Source organism: Rugamonas rivuli (assembly GCF_009380165.1).
Classification (GTDB): domain Bacteria; phylum Pseudomonadota; class Gammaproteobacteria; order Burkholderiales; family Burkholderiaceae_D; genus Rugamonas; species Rugamonas rivuli.
Genome location: NZ_WHUF01000005.1, coordinates 44,319 through 60,509, shown reverse-complemented (window position 1 = coordinate 60,509; position 16,191 = coordinate 44,319). Strand labels below are relative to the sequence as shown.

14 protein-coding genes and 3 tRNA genes are annotated in these 16,191 nt (G+C 64.2%); 13 read left to right on the top strand and 4 right to left on the bottom strand.

Going from position 1 to position 16,191, the window contains the following annotated elements:
* Positions 1 to 132 precede the first annotated feature (132 nt).
* Together GEV01_RS18915 and GEV01_RS18910 are read right to left on the bottom strand one after the other, a co-directional pair.
* Complete coding sequence (locus GEV01_RS18915; protein WP_152807147.1) at positions 133 to 2,355, bottom strand: hybrid sensor histidine kinase/response regulator; 2,223 nt, start codon at positions 2,353 to 2,355, stop codon at positions 133 to 135.
* Positions 2,356 to 2,483: 128 nt separating this feature from the next.
* Positions 2,484 to 3,311, bottom strand: a complete 828-nt coding sequence (locus GEV01_RS18910) for a response regulator (protein ID WP_152807146.1) — start codon at positions 3,309 to 3,311, stop codon at positions 2,484 to 2,486.
* Between the two features lie 318 nt (positions 3,312 to 3,629).
* Here GEV01_RS18910 and GEV01_RS18905 point away from each other — a divergent pair, with 318 nt between their 5' ends.
* The 5 genes from GEV01_RS18905 to GEV01_RS18885 all read left to right on the top strand — a co-directional run bounded on the left by GEV01_RS18905 (position 3,630) and on the right by GEV01_RS18885 (position 5,821).
* Complete coding sequence (locus tag GEV01_RS18905; protein ID WP_152807145.1) at positions 3,630 to 3,857, top strand: hypothetical protein; 228 nt, start codon at positions 3,630 to 3,632, stop codon at positions 3,855 to 3,857.
* Between the two features lie 190 nt (positions 3,858 to 4,047).
* A tRNA-Arg gene (locus GEV01_RS18900) sits at positions 4,048 to 4,124 on the top strand.
* Between the two features lie 136 nt (positions 4,125 to 4,260).
* Positions 4,261 to 4,337: transfer RNA gene (locus GEV01_RS18895), tRNA-Arg, on the top strand.
* Positions 4,338 to 4,578: 241 nt separating this feature from the next.
* Entirely contained in the window at positions 4,579 to 5,682 is a 1,104-nt protein-coding gene (locus GEV01_RS18890; RefSeq protein WP_152807144.1) for an acyltransferase family protein, read from the top strand.
* Positions 5,683 to 5,744: 62 nt separating this feature from the next.
* Positions 5,745 to 5,821: transfer RNA gene (locus GEV01_RS18885), tRNA-Arg, on the top strand.
* A 62-nt stretch (positions 5,822 to 5,883) separates the two neighbouring features.
* On the opposite strand, the gene GEV01_RS18880 is transcribed toward GEV01_RS18885, so the two are convergent.
* The gene (locus tag GEV01_RS18880; RefSeq protein WP_152807143.1) at positions 5,884 to 6,768 is read right to left on the bottom strand and encodes a PEP-CTERM sorting domain-containing protein; all 885 of its coding nucleotides are present in this window, start codon (positions 6,766 to 6,768) and stop codon (positions 5,884 to 5,886) included.
* 76 nt (positions 6,769 to 6,844) lie between these two features.
* A complete protein-coding gene (locus tag GEV01_RS18875; protein WP_152807142.1) occupies positions 6,845 to 7,048 on the bottom strand; it encodes an entry exclusion lipoprotein TrbK in 204 nt (67 codons plus the stop codon).
* A gap of 83 nt (positions 7,049 to 7,131) precedes the next feature.
* Here GEV01_RS18875 and GEV01_RS18870 point away from each other — a divergent pair, with 83 nt between their 5' ends.
* The 8 genes from GEV01_RS18870 (at position 7,132) to GEV01_RS18840 (ending at position 16,182) form a co-directional block, all read left to right on the top strand.
* Positions 7,132 to 8,277: an alpha-hydroxy acid oxidase gene (locus tag GEV01_RS18870; protein ID WP_152807141.1), complete on the top strand. Its 1,146-nt coding sequence runs from the start codon at positions 7,132 to 7,134 to the stop codon at positions 8,275 to 8,277.
* Positions 8,277 to 9,155, top strand: a complete 879-nt coding sequence (locus GEV01_RS18865) for a class I SAM-dependent methyltransferase (RefSeq protein WP_152807140.1) — start codon at positions 8,277 to 8,279, stop codon at positions 9,153 to 9,155. The genes GEV01_RS18870 and GEV01_RS18865 overlap by 1 nt, the downstream gene beginning before the upstream one ends.
* Before the next feature lie 158 nt (positions 9,156 to 9,313).
* A complete protein-coding gene (locus GEV01_RS30790) occupies positions 9,314 to 9,451 on the top strand; it encodes a hypothetical protein (RefSeq protein WP_008447650.1) in 138 nt (45 codons plus the stop codon).
* Positions 9,452 to 9,542: 91 nt separating this feature from the next.
* Entirely contained in the window at positions 9,543 to 10,517 is a 975-nt protein-coding gene (locus GEV01_RS18860) for a TOMM precursor leader peptide-binding protein (RefSeq protein WP_152807139.1), read from the top strand.
* 3 nt (positions 10,518 to 10,520) lie between these two features.
* Entirely contained in the window at positions 10,521 to 11,852 is a 1,332-nt protein-coding gene (locus GEV01_RS18855) for a YcaO-like family protein (protein WP_152807138.1), read from the top strand.
* Positions 11,853 to 11,864: 12 nt separating this feature from the next.
* A complete protein-coding gene (locus GEV01_RS18850; RefSeq protein ID WP_152807137.1) occupies positions 11,865 to 12,713 on the top strand; it encodes a SagB/ThcOx family dehydrogenase in 849 nt (282 codons plus the stop codon).
* A complete protein-coding gene (locus tag GEV01_RS18845) occupies positions 12,710 to 15,064 on the top strand; it encodes an ATP-binding cassette domain-containing protein (RefSeq protein ID WP_152807136.1) in 2,355 nt (784 codons plus the stop codon). The genes GEV01_RS18850 and GEV01_RS18845 overlap by 4 nt, the downstream gene beginning before the upstream one ends.
* Positions 15,061 to 16,182 carry an ABC transporter permease gene (locus tag GEV01_RS18840; protein ID WP_152807135.1) on the top strand — a complete coding sequence of 374 codons (1,122 nt, stop codon included), beginning with the start codon at positions 15,061 to 15,063 and terminating at the stop codon, positions 16,180 to 16,182. The genes GEV01_RS18845 and GEV01_RS18840 overlap by 4 nt, the downstream gene beginning before the upstream one ends.
* Positions 16,183 to 16,191: the final 9 nt, after the last annotated feature.

Sequence of the window (16,191 nt, the reverse complement as noted above, 5' to 3'; positions counted from 1 at the left end):
TTGTAGTTTATCAACTGATCTTCAGATTGCTTGTAGGACATTGCCGCGTCTGCGAGTAGGAATAGAATAATTTCCGTGTGGCAATAATATTCACAGCCATTAACAGGCTAATATCGAGGCTGCCATCGCCGCTCAGGCGTGCCGGTGGCTGGCCCCCATGGCCGCCACCTTGGCGATCAGCTCATTCGGCTCGACCGGTTTGGAAATATGCGCCAGGAAGCCGCTCGACAGCGCCTTGATGCGGTCTTCGGAGCGGGCGAAGGCGGTCAGCGCGATGGCCGGCAAATCGCCGCCGCGCGCCGGCCCCAGCGCCCGGATGCGGTCCAGCAGGCCGTAGCCGTCCACTTCCGGCATGCCGAGGTCGCTCACCATCAGGTCGGGCCGCGCATGTTGCAGCAGCGTCAGCGCTTCGGTCGCGGTGGCGGCGGTCAGCACGTCGGCATTGCAGTCGTTGAGGATGCGCTTGATCAGTTCGCGCGCGTCGTCCTCGTCGTCCACCACCAGCACTTGCAGGCCGGACAGGTCGTGCGCGGCCGCGCGGTGGCCGTCGCCGGCGCCCAGCGGCTCGTCGTAGCCGTGGCGGCGCGGCAGGCGCACCGTGAAGCAGGCGCCGCGGCCTTCGCCCTCGCTGTCGGCGTCCACCGTGCCGCCGTGCTGTTCCACCAGGTGCTTGACGATCGCCAGCCCCAGCCCCAGGCCGCCGTGCTTGCGGGTGGCGGTGGCGTCGGCCTGGCGGAAGCGCTCGAACACATGGTCGAGGAAGGCGGGGGCGATGCCGATGCCGCTGTCGCGCACGGCGATGGCGATCTGGTCGCCTTCGCGGTGGATGCGCACGTCGATGGTGCCGCCGGGCGGCGTGAACTTGATGGCGTTGGTCAGCAGGTTCCAGAAGATTTGCTGCAGGCGGCTGGCGTCGCCGGCCACCAGGCCGGGCTTGGCGTCGAAGTGCTTGTTGATGCGGATCTGCTTGGTCTGGGCGGCGGGGCGCACGGTGTCGATGGCGGCGGCGGCGATGGCGGCCGGCGCCAGCGACAGCATTTCCAGCCGCACCTTGCCGGAGGCGATGCTGCTCATGTCGAGCAAGTCTTCGATCAGCTGGGCCTGGGCGCGGGCGTTGCGCTCGATGGTTTGCAGGCCGCGGTGCAGGTCGGCCTGGTCGCGGCTGCCGCGCCGCAGCACCTGGGCCCAGCCGAGGATGGCGGTCAGCGGCGTGCGCAGCTCGTGCGACAGCGTGGCCAGGAATTCATCCTTCATCTGGCTGGTGCGTTCGGCGTCGGCGCGCGCCTGGCGTTCGCTGTCGAGCAGGATCTTGCGCTCCTCGGCGGCACGGCGCGAGGCGTCGTACAGGCGCGCATTGTCGATCGCGACGGCGGCCTGGGCGGCGATGCCGCCGATGATGCGTTCGGTGCGCTCGCTGAACATGTCCGGTTCCGGATGGCCGAAGAACAGGCAGCCGATCACCACGCCCGAGCGCAGCGCCACCGGCACCGCCAGGTAGCTGCGCACCGGCGGCTGGCCGGGCGGCGTGGCGCGGCAGGGATGGTCGCTGGCGTAGCGGGCGTCGGCCGGCAAGTCGTTGCTGCGCATCGCCTCGCCGCCGCGCAGGCCGTCGCTGGCCAGCGCATCGTCCTGCGGCCGGCCGAAGCTGGCGTAGCCGGGCGGGGTGCAGCTGGACAGCGTGTGCAGCACGCGCGCCTTGCCGTGGGCGTCGGCGCCGTGATAGAAGAAGGCGCCGTAGCGGGCGCCGCTGATGCTGGTGGCGGCGTCGGTCACTTCCTGCAGCAGCGGATGCAGGTCGCGCGTCGAGGCCAGCGCGTTGCCGGTGCGGTTGACCAGTTCCAGCACGGCGGTCTCGTCGCGCAGCGCTTCCTGCACGCGCTTGACCTGGTCGACGTCGGTGCTGGTGCCGAACCAGCGCAGCACGCGGCCGGCGGCGTCGTGCACCGGGTTGGCGCGCGTGAGGAACCAGCGGAATTCGCCGTTGGCGCTGCGGATCGGCACTTCCAGTTCGAACGGCAGGCCGGTGGCGCGCGACAGATCCCAGCGTTCCTGCATGGCGCCGACGCAATCGGGCGCGTAGACCTGGCGCCAGCCGTCGCCGCTCATCTGTTCGGCGGTGGTGCCGGTGTAGGCGTACCACGGCTGGTTGTACCACACCATGGTGCCGTCCTGCTCGGCAATCCACGCCAGCTGCGGCATCGAATCGGCCAGCGCCCGCAATTCCATCTGGCTTTGGCGCAGCGCTTCCCGGGCGTTCAGCAATTCCTGCTGGACGCTGGAAAAGGTCTGGAGCTCGGCGTCACCCGTCGGGGTTTGGGATGGAGTGGCGTCGGTGGGCTCGTTCGGAGGAATCATGTGGGCTTCATGCTGCCGCGATGCTGGCGCGGCCGCCGGACGGCGGCGCGTCAGGCTAACGCTGGACGTTTTACGGTAGCTTCATTGTAGCCCCATCTCCCACCGTGGCTCCGCACGGTTGGTGGCGTTCAGGCCTGGGTGTTGCCCATGCGCCGGGCGATCTGCTCCAGCGCGGCTTGCAGCTGTTCGATGTCGTAGGGTTTTTGCAACGACTGGGCGGGGAATTCCAGGTGGCGGGTCAGCTCGTCGCCGTAGCCTGAGGCGAACAGCAACTGCAGCGTCGGCGCCTGCTGCAGCGCCTTGCGCGCCAGCTCGACGCCGGACATGCCGGGCAGGCTGACGTCGGTGTACAGCACGTCGAAACTCTGGCGCGACAGTTCGGGCAGGGCGTCTTCGCCGGTGGCGGCGGCCTGCACTTCGTGGCCGAGCGCGCGCAGCGTCTCGCACACCAGGTAGCGGGCGTCGGCATTGTCCTCGACCACCAGCATGCGCAGCGGCCGCGTGGTGTCGGCCAGCGGCGCGGCCTGGGCCGGCGCCAGCGTGCACAGCACGCCGGCCACCTGGCCGGCGGCGTCGCGCACCGGGGTGTAGTACAGGTCCAGCGGCAACTGGGCGACGCCGTTGTTGCGCCACGCCGGCAGCATCACGCCGCGGTAGCTGGCGCTGTCGCCGGCCCAGCCCTGGCGGATGGCGGCGCCGTTCCAGCTCCAGGCGGCCGGCTGGATCGACGGCACGCTGCCGCCGGGCGCGCGCAGGCTCGACAGGCCGATCAGCGCCGCGTAGGCATCGTTGTACACCATGATTTGTTCGGGGCCCCACATCAGCAGCATGGCGCTGGGGGAATTGAGCAGGATGTCCACCGTCAGGCGCAGCGGCAAGGGCCAGCCGGCCGGCTCGCCGAGGGCGGTGCGCGACCAGTCGGGGGAGGGCGGCGCGACGGGGGCGGATGATGTCATGCTGGGGCAACCTGTCAGTATGTTGTCTTGGAAGGCAAATCTGACCGCATCGTACACTAAAAAAAAAGCCCGCTACAGGAGCGGGCTAAATCTATTTCCTTGGAGGAGAATAGAGGAGACAGGTGAATGATGCGGCAGCGCCCAAGGGAAAGCAAATTCTTTCTCATGATGAGCGAGATCACTGGCATGAATGAAGCTACCTGCAAGCCTTGAAAATCCTGGGTTTGTGAGCGAAATGTTCATATTTTGTATCGCGCGGGCGCGCGCTGCGGATACACTGGATGGCGTAGCGGCGCGGTGCCGCAAAAGGGAGGCGCGATGGCGACGGTAGTGAAGCACAGGAAGGTGAAGATTGTTGTGCTGGAACAAAACGAGCAGATCGCAGGCACTTGCCGCGAGGGCGATATCGCCATCATCAACGATCCGGCGGGCTGGTGGATCAAGTTCGTGGGCGAGGGCGGCCATATCGATTGTTATGGCGTTCCCTATCCTTCCTATAATGAAGCATTGTGGTCGGCCAAGGCGGCGGCCGAATTCGGCACCTGACAGAGAGTGCTGGACAAGCCGGGGGAGTGTCCCTATAATGCTGCTTCTTTCGAACGGCATGCCGCTTGAAAGAGATGCAGCAAAGCAGTTAGCACAGTGGTTGATTCGGTGTTTTACATATCGAACCAATTAAACGATAGAAAATATCGAACTTTGCAAAACGAAATTAATGCTTTATAATGTTGCTTAAGCGGCTGTAGCTCAGCTGGATAGAGTACTTGGCTACGAACCAAGGGGTCGTGGGTTCAATTCCTGCCAGCCGCACCAAAATTCGTAAGTGAGAGGGCCTGAAGAGAAATCTTCGGGCCCTTTTGCTATTAGTGTAAGACCTTGAAACGGATTGCAAAATTTCTTCAAGGAATTCTTCGCCAAACAAGAAAACGCTGTTATAATCTTGTTTTTCGCGGCTGTAGCTCAGCTGGATAGAGTACTTGGCTACGAACCAAGGGGTCGTGGGTTCAATTCCTGCCAGCCGCACCAAAATTCGTAAGTTGAAAGGCCTGAAGAGTGATCTTCAGGCCTTTTGTCTTTTCATCTCCCCGGACAAGCCGTGTTCCCGCAATGCGGAATTTGTCGCGGTGCGGTAATGTTGATTTCCTGATTGTAATTAAATCAATTTTGCCGAAGTAAAAAAATGTACAAAATAGCAGTGTTCTCTTGTACATTTACCCTTTATGCCGCCTTTTTCGGCTAGCGTCGTTGTTTTCTTCTGGATAAAGTTATGTTGACCCTCCAACAAACCTCAGCACTGTCAAATCATCGCCCGACGGGGTTTGATTATCTTCGCGTCCTGCTTGCTGTGTGCATCGTCGCATGGCACTCGGTCTCTATTGTCTACGGGGACAAATACGTGGGGGACTTTGTTCCCATGCGTCCGCTGATCCTGTTCCTGGTCCCCAGCTTCTTTGCCCTGAGCGGCTTCCTGGTGTCGGGCAGCCTGTTCCGCACCAACCATCTGCCTACGTTCCTGACCTTGCGCGTGATCCGTATTTTCCCGGCCCTGTGCTGCGAGGTGGTGATTTCCGCCCTGATCATCGGCGCCGCGCTGACCACGCTGCCGATACAGGAGTATCTGTCGCATCCCATGGTGCATGACTACTTCCTCAATGTGCTGGGCATCATCCACTACACCTTGCCCGGCGTGTTCACCGCCAATCAAACCGACTCGGTGAACGGCCAGCTGTGGACGATTCCGTTCGAGCTTGAGTGCTACATCGCCATCGCCATCCTGTATCTGCTGACCTTGCACCGTCGCCCGCGCGTATTCGTGGTGGTGCTGGCTGTGCTGACGGTGCTGGCGACCGCGCGCGGCTTCACCCGCGATCTGGGCGATTACAACTTCCGGCCGACGGGGCGCTCCGTGGTGTGGGCTTTCCTTTGGGGCGTGGCGCTGTACGCGCTGCGTGAAAAAATCCGCCACAATAAATTTATTCTGATCGCAAGCATCGCGTTTGCCTGGCTGATGCTGCAGTGGCGGGAAGGCGAGTACCTGGCCGCGCCGGCGATCGCCTACATCACGGTGTATATCGGCCTGATCGATTTCAAAAGGTCGTTCGTGCTGTTTGCCAGCGATATTTCCTACGGAATTTACCTGTACGGTTTTGCGGTGCAGCAGGCGGTGTACCAGGTGTTGCCGAATTTCCGCACCTGGCACGAGAACTTCGTGATTTCGCTGGCGATCTCCATGGTGTTCGGCTATCTGTCGTGGACCTTTGTCGAGTCAAAAGTGATGAACAGGAAGAACGATGCCATCCAGTTCGTGAATTCCTTTACCGACCGCGTCAGCTCGATCGTGCGCAGCATTTTCGGCGTCCGCCAGCGCTGATGCAAAAAAGTGTCCAGGGGCTCTTCTTGATTTGAGTTTCCCCTGCTATAATATTGTCTTTCGCGGCTGTAGCTCAGCTGGATAGAGTACTTGGCTACGAACCAAGGGGTCGTGGGTTCAATTCCTGCCAGCCGCACCAAAATTCGTAAGACGAAGGGCCTGAAGAGAAATCTTCAGGCCCTTTTTCTTTGTGCTGCCGATTTAGCCTGCGCGAGCCTTGCGGCGGCGCGCCAGTGCGCCGATCAGGCAGGCGCCGAACGCCAGCATCGCGATCCCCGACGGCTCGGGAACTGCGCTCGGAATATAGCTGGTCTGCAGCGCATAGTCGGCGGCGTAAGCCGCGTCGATGGTGATGGTCGGGGACAGGTAGGCGCCGAACTTGTAATATTCGGTGGCGTACTGGTTGACATCAGGGTTGCTCGAATAGAGGTAGCCAGTGGCAACCAGTTCAACGAAGTTGTTGTTATTGGGCGTGACCCACAGATCGAACGACGAATCGAAGCTATGGGCCAGCGTGCTGCTGCCGCCATTCTGCGGGGTGAAATTATTGGTGCCGGTGACCTTGGTAATGCCCCAGTCGAAATTGCCGTCCGTTTGCGCGCCAAGGGTACGCACATCGTCATCGGCCTGCCCGCTGACGCCGGTGACGAAACTGGCCTTCACTGCGACGTTGGGAGTGTTCGGGGATAGCGAGTAGGTGTCCGGAACCAGCGGGGTGAATCCGTAATCCGCCGTAATCGATCCTTTGGTGTTGATGTGCACCAGCACCGGTTGCTGCGAGTTGCCGATGACTGACCAGCGGAAGTTCATGCCCAGATTGTAGACGCCCGCCATATGCGAGGCGGAGTTGCTGGTCGATGCCTGGAGCGCGATGAATGGGGCGCCCGATTGATTGGCGCCAGCCGTGGCGCTTGCCAAAGCCGTAGGCGCGCTGAGGCGATTTTCGCCGAATTTGTCCGACTGCTGATAGACATAGTCGCCTAAGGTGACTGTCGAGCCGACCAGGGCTGGCGGCATCACGGGAACGGCCGCCTGAACCTGACTTGCTGCTGCCAACACCAGCAATGATGGAATAATGTTTTTCATGGGAACTCCGAATCTGAAGGAGTCCTAGTTTAATATTAATATTGTGTATATTGCAACTTACATTAATATCAAATCATTATTTTTTTTCGGCGGCCTGAGCGCATTGCGCCGATAGGATGGCGCGCGTGGTCGCGTCGCTGACGCTGCGGATGGCGTCCGTGGTGCAGTGTGCGGCGCTGACCTGCATGGGCACGGCCTGCCGGCTCAGATTGCGGTAGCCGATGATGCCGATGGCCGCGGCGGCGATCAGCGTCAGCAGGGCGTTGGATTTAGCTTTCAAAAATCATCCCTTCTTTGATAGTGCTTCCATGATACACGGGCCTCGTGCGATGATTATCCGATCATCGTCCCGGAGGAGCGTGCATGACCATCATCACTACCGTTGAAGACCTGCGTGTCTTGGCCCAGAAGCGCGTGCCGCGCATGTTCTACGACTATGCTGATGCCGGCTCTTGGACCGAGTCGACGTACCGCGCCAACGTCGACGATTTCCAGACCATCAAATTCCGCCAGCGCGTGGCCGTCAACCTGGAGAACCGCTCGCTGAAGAGCACCATGGTCGGCCAGGACGTGGCGATGCCCGTGGCGCTGGCGCCCACCGGCCTGACCGGCATGCAGCACGCCGACGGCGAGATCCTCGCCGCCAAGGCCGCCGAAAAATTCGGCGTGCCGTTCACCCTGTCGACCATGAGCATCTGCTCGATCGAAGACATCGCCGCCAATACCAGCAAGCCTTTCTGGTTCCAGCTGTACGTGATGAAGGACCGCGAATTCATCAACCGCCTGATCGACCGCGCCAAGGCCGCGCGCTGCTCGGCGCTGGTGCTGACGCTGGATTTGCAGGTGCTGGGCCAGCGCCACAAGGACTTGCGCAACGGCCTGTCGGCGCCGCCCAAACTGACCATCGCCAACATCGTCAACATGGCGACCAAGCCGCGCTGGGTGATGGGCATGCTGGGCACGAAGCGCCGCAGCTTCGGCAATATCGTCGGCCATGCGTCGTCGGTGTCGGACATGTCGTCGCTGTCGTCGTGGACCAGCCAGCAGTTCGACCTGAGCCTGTCGTGGAAGGACGTCGAGTGGATCAAGCAGCGCTGGGGTGGCAAGCTGATCATCAAAGGCATCATGGACGCGGAAGATGCGCGGCTGGCGGTGGAGAGCGGCGCCGATGCGCTGATCGTCTCCAACCACGGCGGCCGCCAGCTCGATGGCGCGCAGTCGTCGATCGGCGCGCTGCCCGGCATCGTCGATGTCGTCGGCAAGCAGATCGAAGTGCATATGGACGGCGGCATCCGCTCCGGCCAGGACGTGATCAAGGCGCTGGCGCTGGGCGCCAAGGGCGTCTACATCGGCCGGCCTTTCCTGTACGGCCTGGGCGCGATGGGCGAAGAGGGCGTCAGCAAATGCCTGGACATCATCCGCAACGAGCTCGATCTGACGATGGCTTTCTGCGGCCTGCGCGATGTCACCAAGGTCGATAAAAACATCCTGCTGCCGGGTAGCTACTGATGAAGCAGGGCTTACGCGGCGAGGGTTTGTTGCGGCAGGGCGTGGCCAGCCGCAGCGCATTGTCGGTGGCGATGCTGCGCGCCGCCCATCAGTTGATCGACCAGCCGCTGGTGTTCGACGATCCGCTGGCGCTGGCCGTCCTCGGCCCGGAGCACGCGGAGACGGTGCGCAGCACGCCGGAAAAATTCGACACCGGCATCATGCGCGTGCTGCGCGCTGCGATGGCGGTGCGCAGCCGCTTCGCCGAGGATGAACTGGCGGCAGCGCTGGAACGCGGCGTGCGCCAGTACGTCGTGCTGGGCGCGGGCCTGGACAGCTACGCCTACCGCGATCCCGCGCCCGGCCTGAGCGTGTTCGAGGTCGACCATCCCGCCACCCAGCGCTGGAAGCGCGGCTTGCTGGAGCAGGCCCGCGTGGCCGCGCCGGCGTCGCTGAAGTACGTGCCGGTCGATTTCGAGCGCGACGACCTGGCCGACAAGTTGACGGCGGCCGGCTGCAAGCTGGATGAGCCGGTGTTCTTCTCCTGGCTGGGCGTGACCCTGTATCTGACCAATGACGCCGTGTTCGACACGCTGGCCTTCGTCGCCGGCCTGCCGTCCGGCAGCGGCATCGTGTTCGACTATGGCGTGGTGCCCGAGCTGCTCAATCCGATGGAACGCATGGGCATGGCCTACTTCGCCAAGAAGTACGAGGCCGAGGGCGAACCGTGGATTTCCTTCTTCGCCCCCGAAGTGCTGGCCTGCGAATTGCGCGCGCTGGGCTTCGGCGACGTGTCCGACCATGGCGCCGACCAGCTGCGTGCCCGCTATCTTGCAAGCCGCAACGACGGCCTGCAGCTGGGCGGCGGCACGCGTCTGATGCGCGCCCATGTCAAATGAATTTGGATGAATTAGAGTTATTGTTCTAGTATCGTTGTATTTAATGCTAAAGCTTACCGTGCGGCAATAGCAGCGTGCTAATCTCGATTTCGGCGCTTTCTTATGCGTAAAACGCATGTAGGGCCGCCTTTCATTCACTTCTAAAATAGGAAAAAGAAATGGAAATCCTGATCGACACGACCTTCATCTCGATTACCGATTCGACCGAATCGGAATACCTGCAAGACGACATGAGCGGCGCTCTGGCTGATGTCAGCGTTTCGTGCTGCACCTGCTCCTGCTCCTGCTGCTGCTAATTGCCAGCTGGTGGGCGGGATGGCGGCGCTGCCGTCGTCCCGCCTTTCCGCAGGTGCGCCGGATGAATGTTCTGACGAATAGGTATTCCCAATGAATGAATCACTTTACGTTTCGCCGCTGGCGGAAATCACCACGCTGGGCGACGACAAGATCGCCATGTCCGTGGTCGGCCGCCGCTTCACGGTCGAAGACAAGGTCGGCATGCTCAAGACCATACTGGACCAGGCCGGGAAGGGCGTGCAGCTCTCCGCACTGACGGAGTCCATGGCCGACAGCTTTCCGCCCGAGGCGATCGAGGCGGCCGTAACGGCGCTGGTCAACACCCGGGTGCTGGTGCGCGACGACGCCCGCGCCGGCGGCGACGCCACCCATCAGCATCTGCAGCACCGGCGCGAACTCGATGCGCTGATCCCGCGTGACCAGCTGGCCGCCTACGACCGCGCCAACTGGCTGCTGGTGCTGGCCGGCGAGGGCGCTTGCGCCGATGCGCTGGCCGAGTCCATGGCGCAGATGAACGTGCCGCTGCAACGCGTAAGCCGCGACGGCGCGCTGCCGGAAACTGGAGACAAACGCGCGCTGCTGCTGGTGTGTTCCGACTTCGAGGATTTCGCCACCTTCCGCGCGATGAACGCCAAGGCGGTCGAGCGCGGCCTGGCCAGCCTGTATCTGGGCATAGACTGGAGCACCGTGCAGTGCGGCCCGATGGTGATGCCGAAGGCGACCGCCTGCTACGAATGCTATTTCCACCGTGTGCGCAGCACGCGCAAGTTCGTCGCCGAATTCGACGTGCGTAGCAAGCCGGAAAACATCCTGTACCACGCGCTGCCTAGCAGGCTGGCGATCCAGTTCGGCGTGGCCGAGGCGTCGCGGTTGGCGCTGCAATACCTGAGCGGCACGCTGGACAACCTGCAGCACAGCGTGTTCAGCGAGATCGACAGCCTGACCGGCGAGACGCATCGCAGCCGCGTGCTGCGCCTGCCGCGTTGCGCTTGTTGCGGCAATGCCAGCACGGCGCGGCCGGTCGGCACCGTGTTCCAGCAGTCGCTGCTGCGTCGCCGGGCTTAAGCCATGGAACGCCTATCCGACGCAGCGCGCCTGGCGCTGATTCATGAAGCCCTGGTGCACCGCCGCCACGGCATCATCACCACCTTGCTGGAAGAGACCGAGCATCCCGATGCGCGCGGCCTGTTCGTGTTCAACGCCCTGATGGTCGACGTCAAGGCGATGATGATCGACCCCTCACGCGCCAAGCCGAACAACCCGACCAGCGACCGCGCCAGCCTGGCCGGTTCCGGCGCCGCCTTCGACCGCACCTCGGCCCTGTGGGCGGCGTTCGGCGAGGCGATCGAGCGCTATTCGGCCGCCGTGCATTTCGACGACCAGCTGCACTACGCCAGCCAGGCCGAATTGGGCGCGGCGGCGGTGGGGCTGGAGCGGTTCGTGCTGTTCTCGCCCGAGCAGTACGCGGCTGAGGGCTTTGAATTTTCAGCGCCGGATGCCGACGTCACCCGCGCCTGGGCGCGTGCGACGGATCTGTGCGACCCGGAGCGCGAGTGCTATGTGCCGGCGCAGATGGTCTATCTCGGCATGCAGGTGAAGAACCAGCGCGAGATCGTGTTCCAATCCTCGTCGACCGGACTGGCGTGCGGCATGGACGAACAGCGCGCCATCCTGAGCGGCTTGTGCGAAGTGGTCGAGCGCGATGCCTTCGCGGCCATGTGGCAGATGCGCTATGCGCCGCGCCGCCTGGAAGTGGGCGCATCGGCGCGTGCGGCCTTGCTGCCCGGCGTGCAGCGTGCGCTGGACCATCCGTCGCTGGACGTGCGGCTGTGGGACATCACCACCGATGTCGGCCTGCCGGTTGTGCTGTGCCTTGCGCGCAGCCGCAACGACGGCACCATGTCGCTGGGCGCGAGCGCGCAGCTGGGCGTGGGCCAGGCGATCAACAAGGCGGTGATCGAAGCGCTGCACGGCTATTGCTGGGCGAGTTCCATCCTCGGCGCGGGTACGCCGCTGCCCGAGCGCAGCGCCATCCGCAATCCGGGCGACCACTTCGCCTACTTCCTGGAGCCGTCGCGCCAGCAGATGATGGACTTCCTGTTCGAGAACGCGGAGACCATCGACAGCGGCGACGCATCGCTGCACCAACTGGCCACGCTGGACGATCTGCTGGCGCGTTTGCGCGCCATGGGCCTGCCGGCGCTGGCGGTCGACGTCACCTCGGAGGATATCGCCAGCCTGGGTTTCTGCGTAGTGCGCTCGCTGATCCCCGGCCTGCATCCGCTGCTGTTCGGCGACGGCATGTTGAGCCGCGACGAACGCCGCCTGCTCCAGATCGCCCGCCACTGGGGCCTGGCCGAGGTGCCGCCGCCGAATACCGATCCTCACCCATTCCCTTGATGCGGACCTCACATGAACCATAGTTTGCAAGAACTGCTGCCGCCGCAGGCCATGGCGGGCGATTTCGACATCGACGATCCGGCCGAGATTCTGCACGAGCAGACCAAGTTCCATCGCGCCACGTTGGCGGGTCAGGTCAAGAACATCGTCCGCTACCTGCGCCATCCGGCTTTCATCGCGCGCGGCGCGGCCGGCTACAACGTGTTCGCATCCTGCCCGAAGATAGCCTTGCCGGAGCCTGACCTGGCGCTGGGCGAGCTGGCGGCTGCGATGGCCGGCCGCACCAGCGCACGCGGCTTCGCGCCGGCACTCAGCCTGCGCGAAGTCTCCAGCCTGCTGCACCACGCGCTGCGCGTGAACCGCTACCGCAGCAGCGACGCCGCGCCGCACGTCAAGCTGGCGTTCCGCGCCTATCCGTCGCCGGGCGGCCTGTATCCGACCGAGTTTTACTTCTTCCTGAACCAGGTCGAAGGCGTTGAGCCGTGCATCGCGCACTACGACGCACGCGAGCACTGCCTGCGGGTGTTGAGGCAGCAGGACGGCGACGCTTTCGGCAGCGCCGAGGTGCGCGGCGGAGAGCAGTCCATCAAGGCGCCGCTGGTGTGCGTGATGACTAGCGTGCCGCAACGCGCCACCGCCAAATACGGGCCACGCGGCTATCGCATGGCGCTGCTCGAAGCGGGCCACGCCTCGCAGAACCTGTGCCTGGCGGCGCAGGGGCTGGGCATGGGATCGCTGGTCTACGGCGCCTACTACGACGATGAACTGGCTGCGCTGCTCGATATCGATGGCGTGACCGAGACCGTGGTGTCGGTCATGCTGCTGGGCCGCGAGGCGCAGCCGGAGACCGCCGCGCCATGAACGACAATGCCATCCGTGTGCTGGGCGATACGCCGCAGGTGGCCGGAGCCAGTCTGCGGCAGGGCGCGTTCGCGCTGCTGCGTCATGCGGCGGCGGGCGAGCGCGATGCCGCGCTGGCGGAGCTGGACCAGCTGTTTGCGCTGAGGGGCCGTTTCCACGCCTATCCGCTGCTGCTCGATATGGTGGCGGGCAAGCAGCCGTGGCATGCGAGCGGCTCGCTGTTCGTGCTGGATGCCGCGCCGCTAGCGCCGGCATTGCAGGCTCACTTCGAAGAGGCGATCGCCTGTTGCGCCGCTTTCCTGGAGCTGCCCGCGCCGTGCATCCTGCTGCAATGCCGCGCGGAGAGCCGCGACCTGCATCTGACGATGGAGAGTTTCCCTGGACTGGCTGTGCTGCGCCTGTCCACGCTGTCGCCCGGCTACCCGGACGATCTGCGCGCGGTGCAGTTCCATGAAGTGGCGCACTGCTTCCTGACTTGCGGCGTGCGCTTGCTGGATGAAGGGCTGGCGCATTTCTTCGCCAGCCGCTACGCGGGCGCCACGCTGCCGGCGGCGAATATGGAGCTGCTGCCGGCTATGCGCACGCTGTTGAGCCGCAGCGCCGACAGCATGTTCGGCGAGAGCGTGGACAGCGATCTGGCGGTGTACAAGTCGGCCTGCCGCGTCGGTGCCGATTTGCTGGAGGCGATTTATGCGCTGGGTGGGGCAGGGCGCATCACGCGCTTGTTCGCCGCCGTGGCGCGGGCCGGTTCGGAAGCGCAGATCGTGCGGCTGGTGGAAGAGGCCAGTGGACAGAGTTTTCCCGCCGTCGCCCGCAACGGTGGGCCGAGCGCGGCGCAGGCTGCGCTGGTCGAGCGCGCGCGCCAGGCCGTGTTCACGGGATGGATCAACAAGAATCCGGCGGACATCGACGAGGCCATCGCCACGCTGGAGGCGGACGATGTCTATGCCGAACCGGCGCTGCTCGACAGCCTGCTCGGCGCCCGCATCAATCGCGCGCTGTTGCAGGTGAATTTTGCGACGCCGCCGACGGCTGATGAACTTGCGCGGCTGGAGTTGCTGCTCAAGGCTGCGGAGTGTTTGCCGCAAGGGCGGTTGTGGCTGTGGCGCGGCACGCATGCGATCCTGATGATATTGCTGGCCCGGCCGAATATCATCAAGGTCGCCAGCGCGGGCCAGCAGGCGATCCAGGCTTTCAACAAGGCTGTTCAGCTGATACCGGACGATCCAGATTTGCTGGTGCAGCACGCATCGTTGCTACTGCATGCACCGCCCGCATACGGCGGCGACCGCGATCTGGGCGTGAGCAAGCTGCGGCAGGCGATGTTGGATCCGGTCTACCGCGAACATGCACGCCAGGTCTTGCTGGAGTACGGCATCGAGACGCCAGCGGAGGAGGCCACCGTAGCCGCAGCGGTGCCGGTTGCTGCGCCAGCGCCCGACGCAGCGCCGGCCCCCATACTGCTGGAGCTGAGCGGCGTTGAGCTCCGCTTGTCCTCATCCTTCACGCTGCGCCCCGGCGCGCTGACGGTGCGGCGTGGCGAGCGCGTGGCCTTCATCGGCCGCAACGGCAGCGGCAAGTCCATGCTGATGGAGACCCTGCTTGGCCTGCGCCAGCCAGACCGTGGCACGGTCGCACTGCATCTTGGCGATCCACGTGACGCGGCCACACGCCAGCGCATCGGCGGTCTGCTGCAAGGCTACGACTTGCCAGGCCAGACCAAAGTGCGGGAGATGATGGCGCTGCACCAGGCCATGTACCACCGCACCGAGGCCGCAGTCACACGCGCACTGGGATTGGACGAACTGCGCGACCGCTACTGGCAGCAGCTGTCGCGTGGCCAGAAGCAGCGCCTGATGCTGTGGATGGCGCTGGCCCACGTGCCGGAACTGGCCATCCTCGACGAGCCCTCGCTGGGCCTGGACGAATGGTTCGCCCGCGCACTGCGCGAACTGCTGGCCACCTTGCCGATAACGCTGCTGGTGATCTCGCACGCGCCATCCGACCTGCTGGGCATGGACCGCATCTGCTGCATCGACGACGGCCGCATCGTTGCCGAGGGCACGCTGGCGTCGCTGATGACGCAGCGGGTTGGCCAGTTCAAAGGCGTGTTGCGCCAGGCCTTGCCGGAGCCGGCATTGGAAGCCTTGCGCGCGCTGCCAGCACTGGTGCAGCCGCCGCGTGAACGCGACGGCGCCTGGGAGCTGTTCGGCGGCGCCGGTTTCGACCAGGCCTTCCGCCAGTTTATCGAACAACAGCGTATCGGCACATTCAGTCTGGAGCCGGTGTCGGTCGAAGACTTCCTCGCCGACGTCACGCAAATCGCGCCCACAACGGGGCAGTCAACATGAAAATACTTCTGCATTTGATCAAAGCCGACCTGGCCATGTTCTTGCGCGGGAAGCTGGCGCTGTTCTGGACCTTTGCCTTCCCCTTGCTGATGCTGGTCATGCAGATGGCCTTGTTCGGCCAGGACGTCAAGCTTGGCCCCGTGTCGCTGGCGATTGTCGATCTCGATCGCAGCACCGAGAGCAGCGCCTACCTGCGGCAATTGCAGGCCGGCCTGCGCCAGCAGCACAGCGTGGACTTCTCACCGGTGACGACGCCCGTCAACAGCGCCGACAGCGCCACCGCGCAAGCCGACTTTGTGCTGACGGTACCAGCCGGCTTCGCCGCCAACGTCGCCGCCGGACGCACCACGGATATCGCGCTGCGCAGCGGCCATGGCGCGGGCGCCGCGTTCGACGCCGCCTACGGCCTGCTGCGCGGGTACAGCGACGCCTATAACCTCAACGGCCTGAATGCGCCGCCGCGTGTGGCCCTGCCACCGCCGCCGGCCGCCGCCGAGCAGGCGCTGGACTACCGCCTATTCCTCGTCACCGGCCTCGCCGGCATGGTGATACTGTCCACCAGCCTGATGGGATTTGCCGGTCCGTTGGTGGCCGCGCGCGAGGGTGGCATGTTCCGTATGTATCAGCTGTTCCCGATGCCAACCGGCGTCGTGGTGGCCGCATGGTGCGTATCGCGGCTGTTGATCGTGCTGGCCGCCAGCCTGGCGATGTTCGTCGCCGCATGGGCCATCTACGGCGTGCGCGTCAACGCGGACGGCGTGCAGGTGGCGGCCGCCATCGCCATGCTGGCGCTGGGCGCCGGCGCCTTCCTGGCACTGGGCCTGCTGATCGCGGCCATGACGAACAGCGTGGCCGCCGCCACCATGTTCTGTAATCTGCTGTATTTTCCGCTGCTGTTTTCGGGTAATCTCATGGTCCCGCTGGGTGGCTTGCCCAAGCTGGCCCGCGAGGCGCTGGACTGCCTGCCGCTGAACGCGATGATGTCGAGCATACGTCGCGGCCTCACCGGCGGCATGGGCTGGAGCACCGATATCTACAGCGTGGCCTTGCTGTCGGCGATGTTGGTGGCCTGCCTGGCGCTGTCGGCGCGGCGCTTCACATGGATGCCGCGCTCCTGATTGCAGTTG

Excerpts from the sequence above, each read along its gene's own strand:
- GEV01_RS18860 (WP_152807139.1), top strand. The coding sequence starts at position 9,543 with ATGAATGAATCACTTTACGTTTCGCCGCTGGCGGAAATCACCACGCTG.
- GEV01_RS18880 (WP_152807143.1), bottom strand. The coding sequence starts at position 6,768 with ATGAAAAACATTATTCCATCATTGCTGGTGTTGGCAGCAGCAAGTCAG.
- GEV01_RS18890 (WP_152807144.1), top strand. The coding sequence starts at position 4,579 with ATGTTGACCCTCCAACAAACCTCAGCACTGTCAAATCATCGCCCGACG.
- GEV01_RS18865 (WP_152807140.1), top strand. The coding sequence starts at position 8,277 with ATGAAGCAGGGCTTACGCGGCGAGGGTTTGTTGCGGCAGGGCGTGGCC.
- GEV01_RS18845 (WP_152807136.1), top strand. The coding sequence starts at position 12,710 with ATGAACGACAATGCCATCCGTGTGCTGGGCGATACGCCGCAGGTGGCC.
- GEV01_RS18870 (WP_152807141.1), top strand. The coding sequence starts at position 7,132 with ATGACCATCATCACTACCGTTGAAGACCTGCGTGTCTTGGCCCAGAAG.
- GEV01_RS18910 (WP_152807146.1), bottom strand. The coding sequence starts at position 3,311 with ATGACATCATCCGCCCCCGTCGCGCCGCCCTCCCCCGACTGGTCGCGC.
- GEV01_RS18850 (WP_152807137.1), top strand. The coding sequence starts at position 11,865 with ATGAACCATAGTTTGCAAGAACTGCTGCCGCCGCAGGCCATGGCGGGC.
- GEV01_RS18915 (WP_152807147.1), bottom strand. The coding sequence starts at position 2,355 with ATGATTCCTCCGAACGAGCCCACCGACGCCACTCCATCCCAAACCCCG.
- GEV01_RS30790 (WP_008447650.1), top strand. The coding sequence starts at position 9,314 with ATGGAAATCCTGATCGACACGACCTTCATCTCGATTACCGATTCGACC.
- GEV01_RS18840 (WP_152807135.1), top strand. The coding sequence starts at position 15,061 with ATGAAAATACTTCTGCATTTGATCAAAGCCGACCTGGCCATGTTCTTG.
- GEV01_RS18855 (WP_152807138.1), top strand. The coding sequence starts at position 10,521 with ATGGAACGCCTATCCGACGCAGCGCGCCTGGCGCTGATTCATGAAGCC.
- GEV01_RS18905 (WP_152807145.1), top strand. The coding sequence starts at position 3,630 with ATGGCGACGGTAGTGAAGCACAGGAAGGTGAAGATTGTTGTGCTGGAA.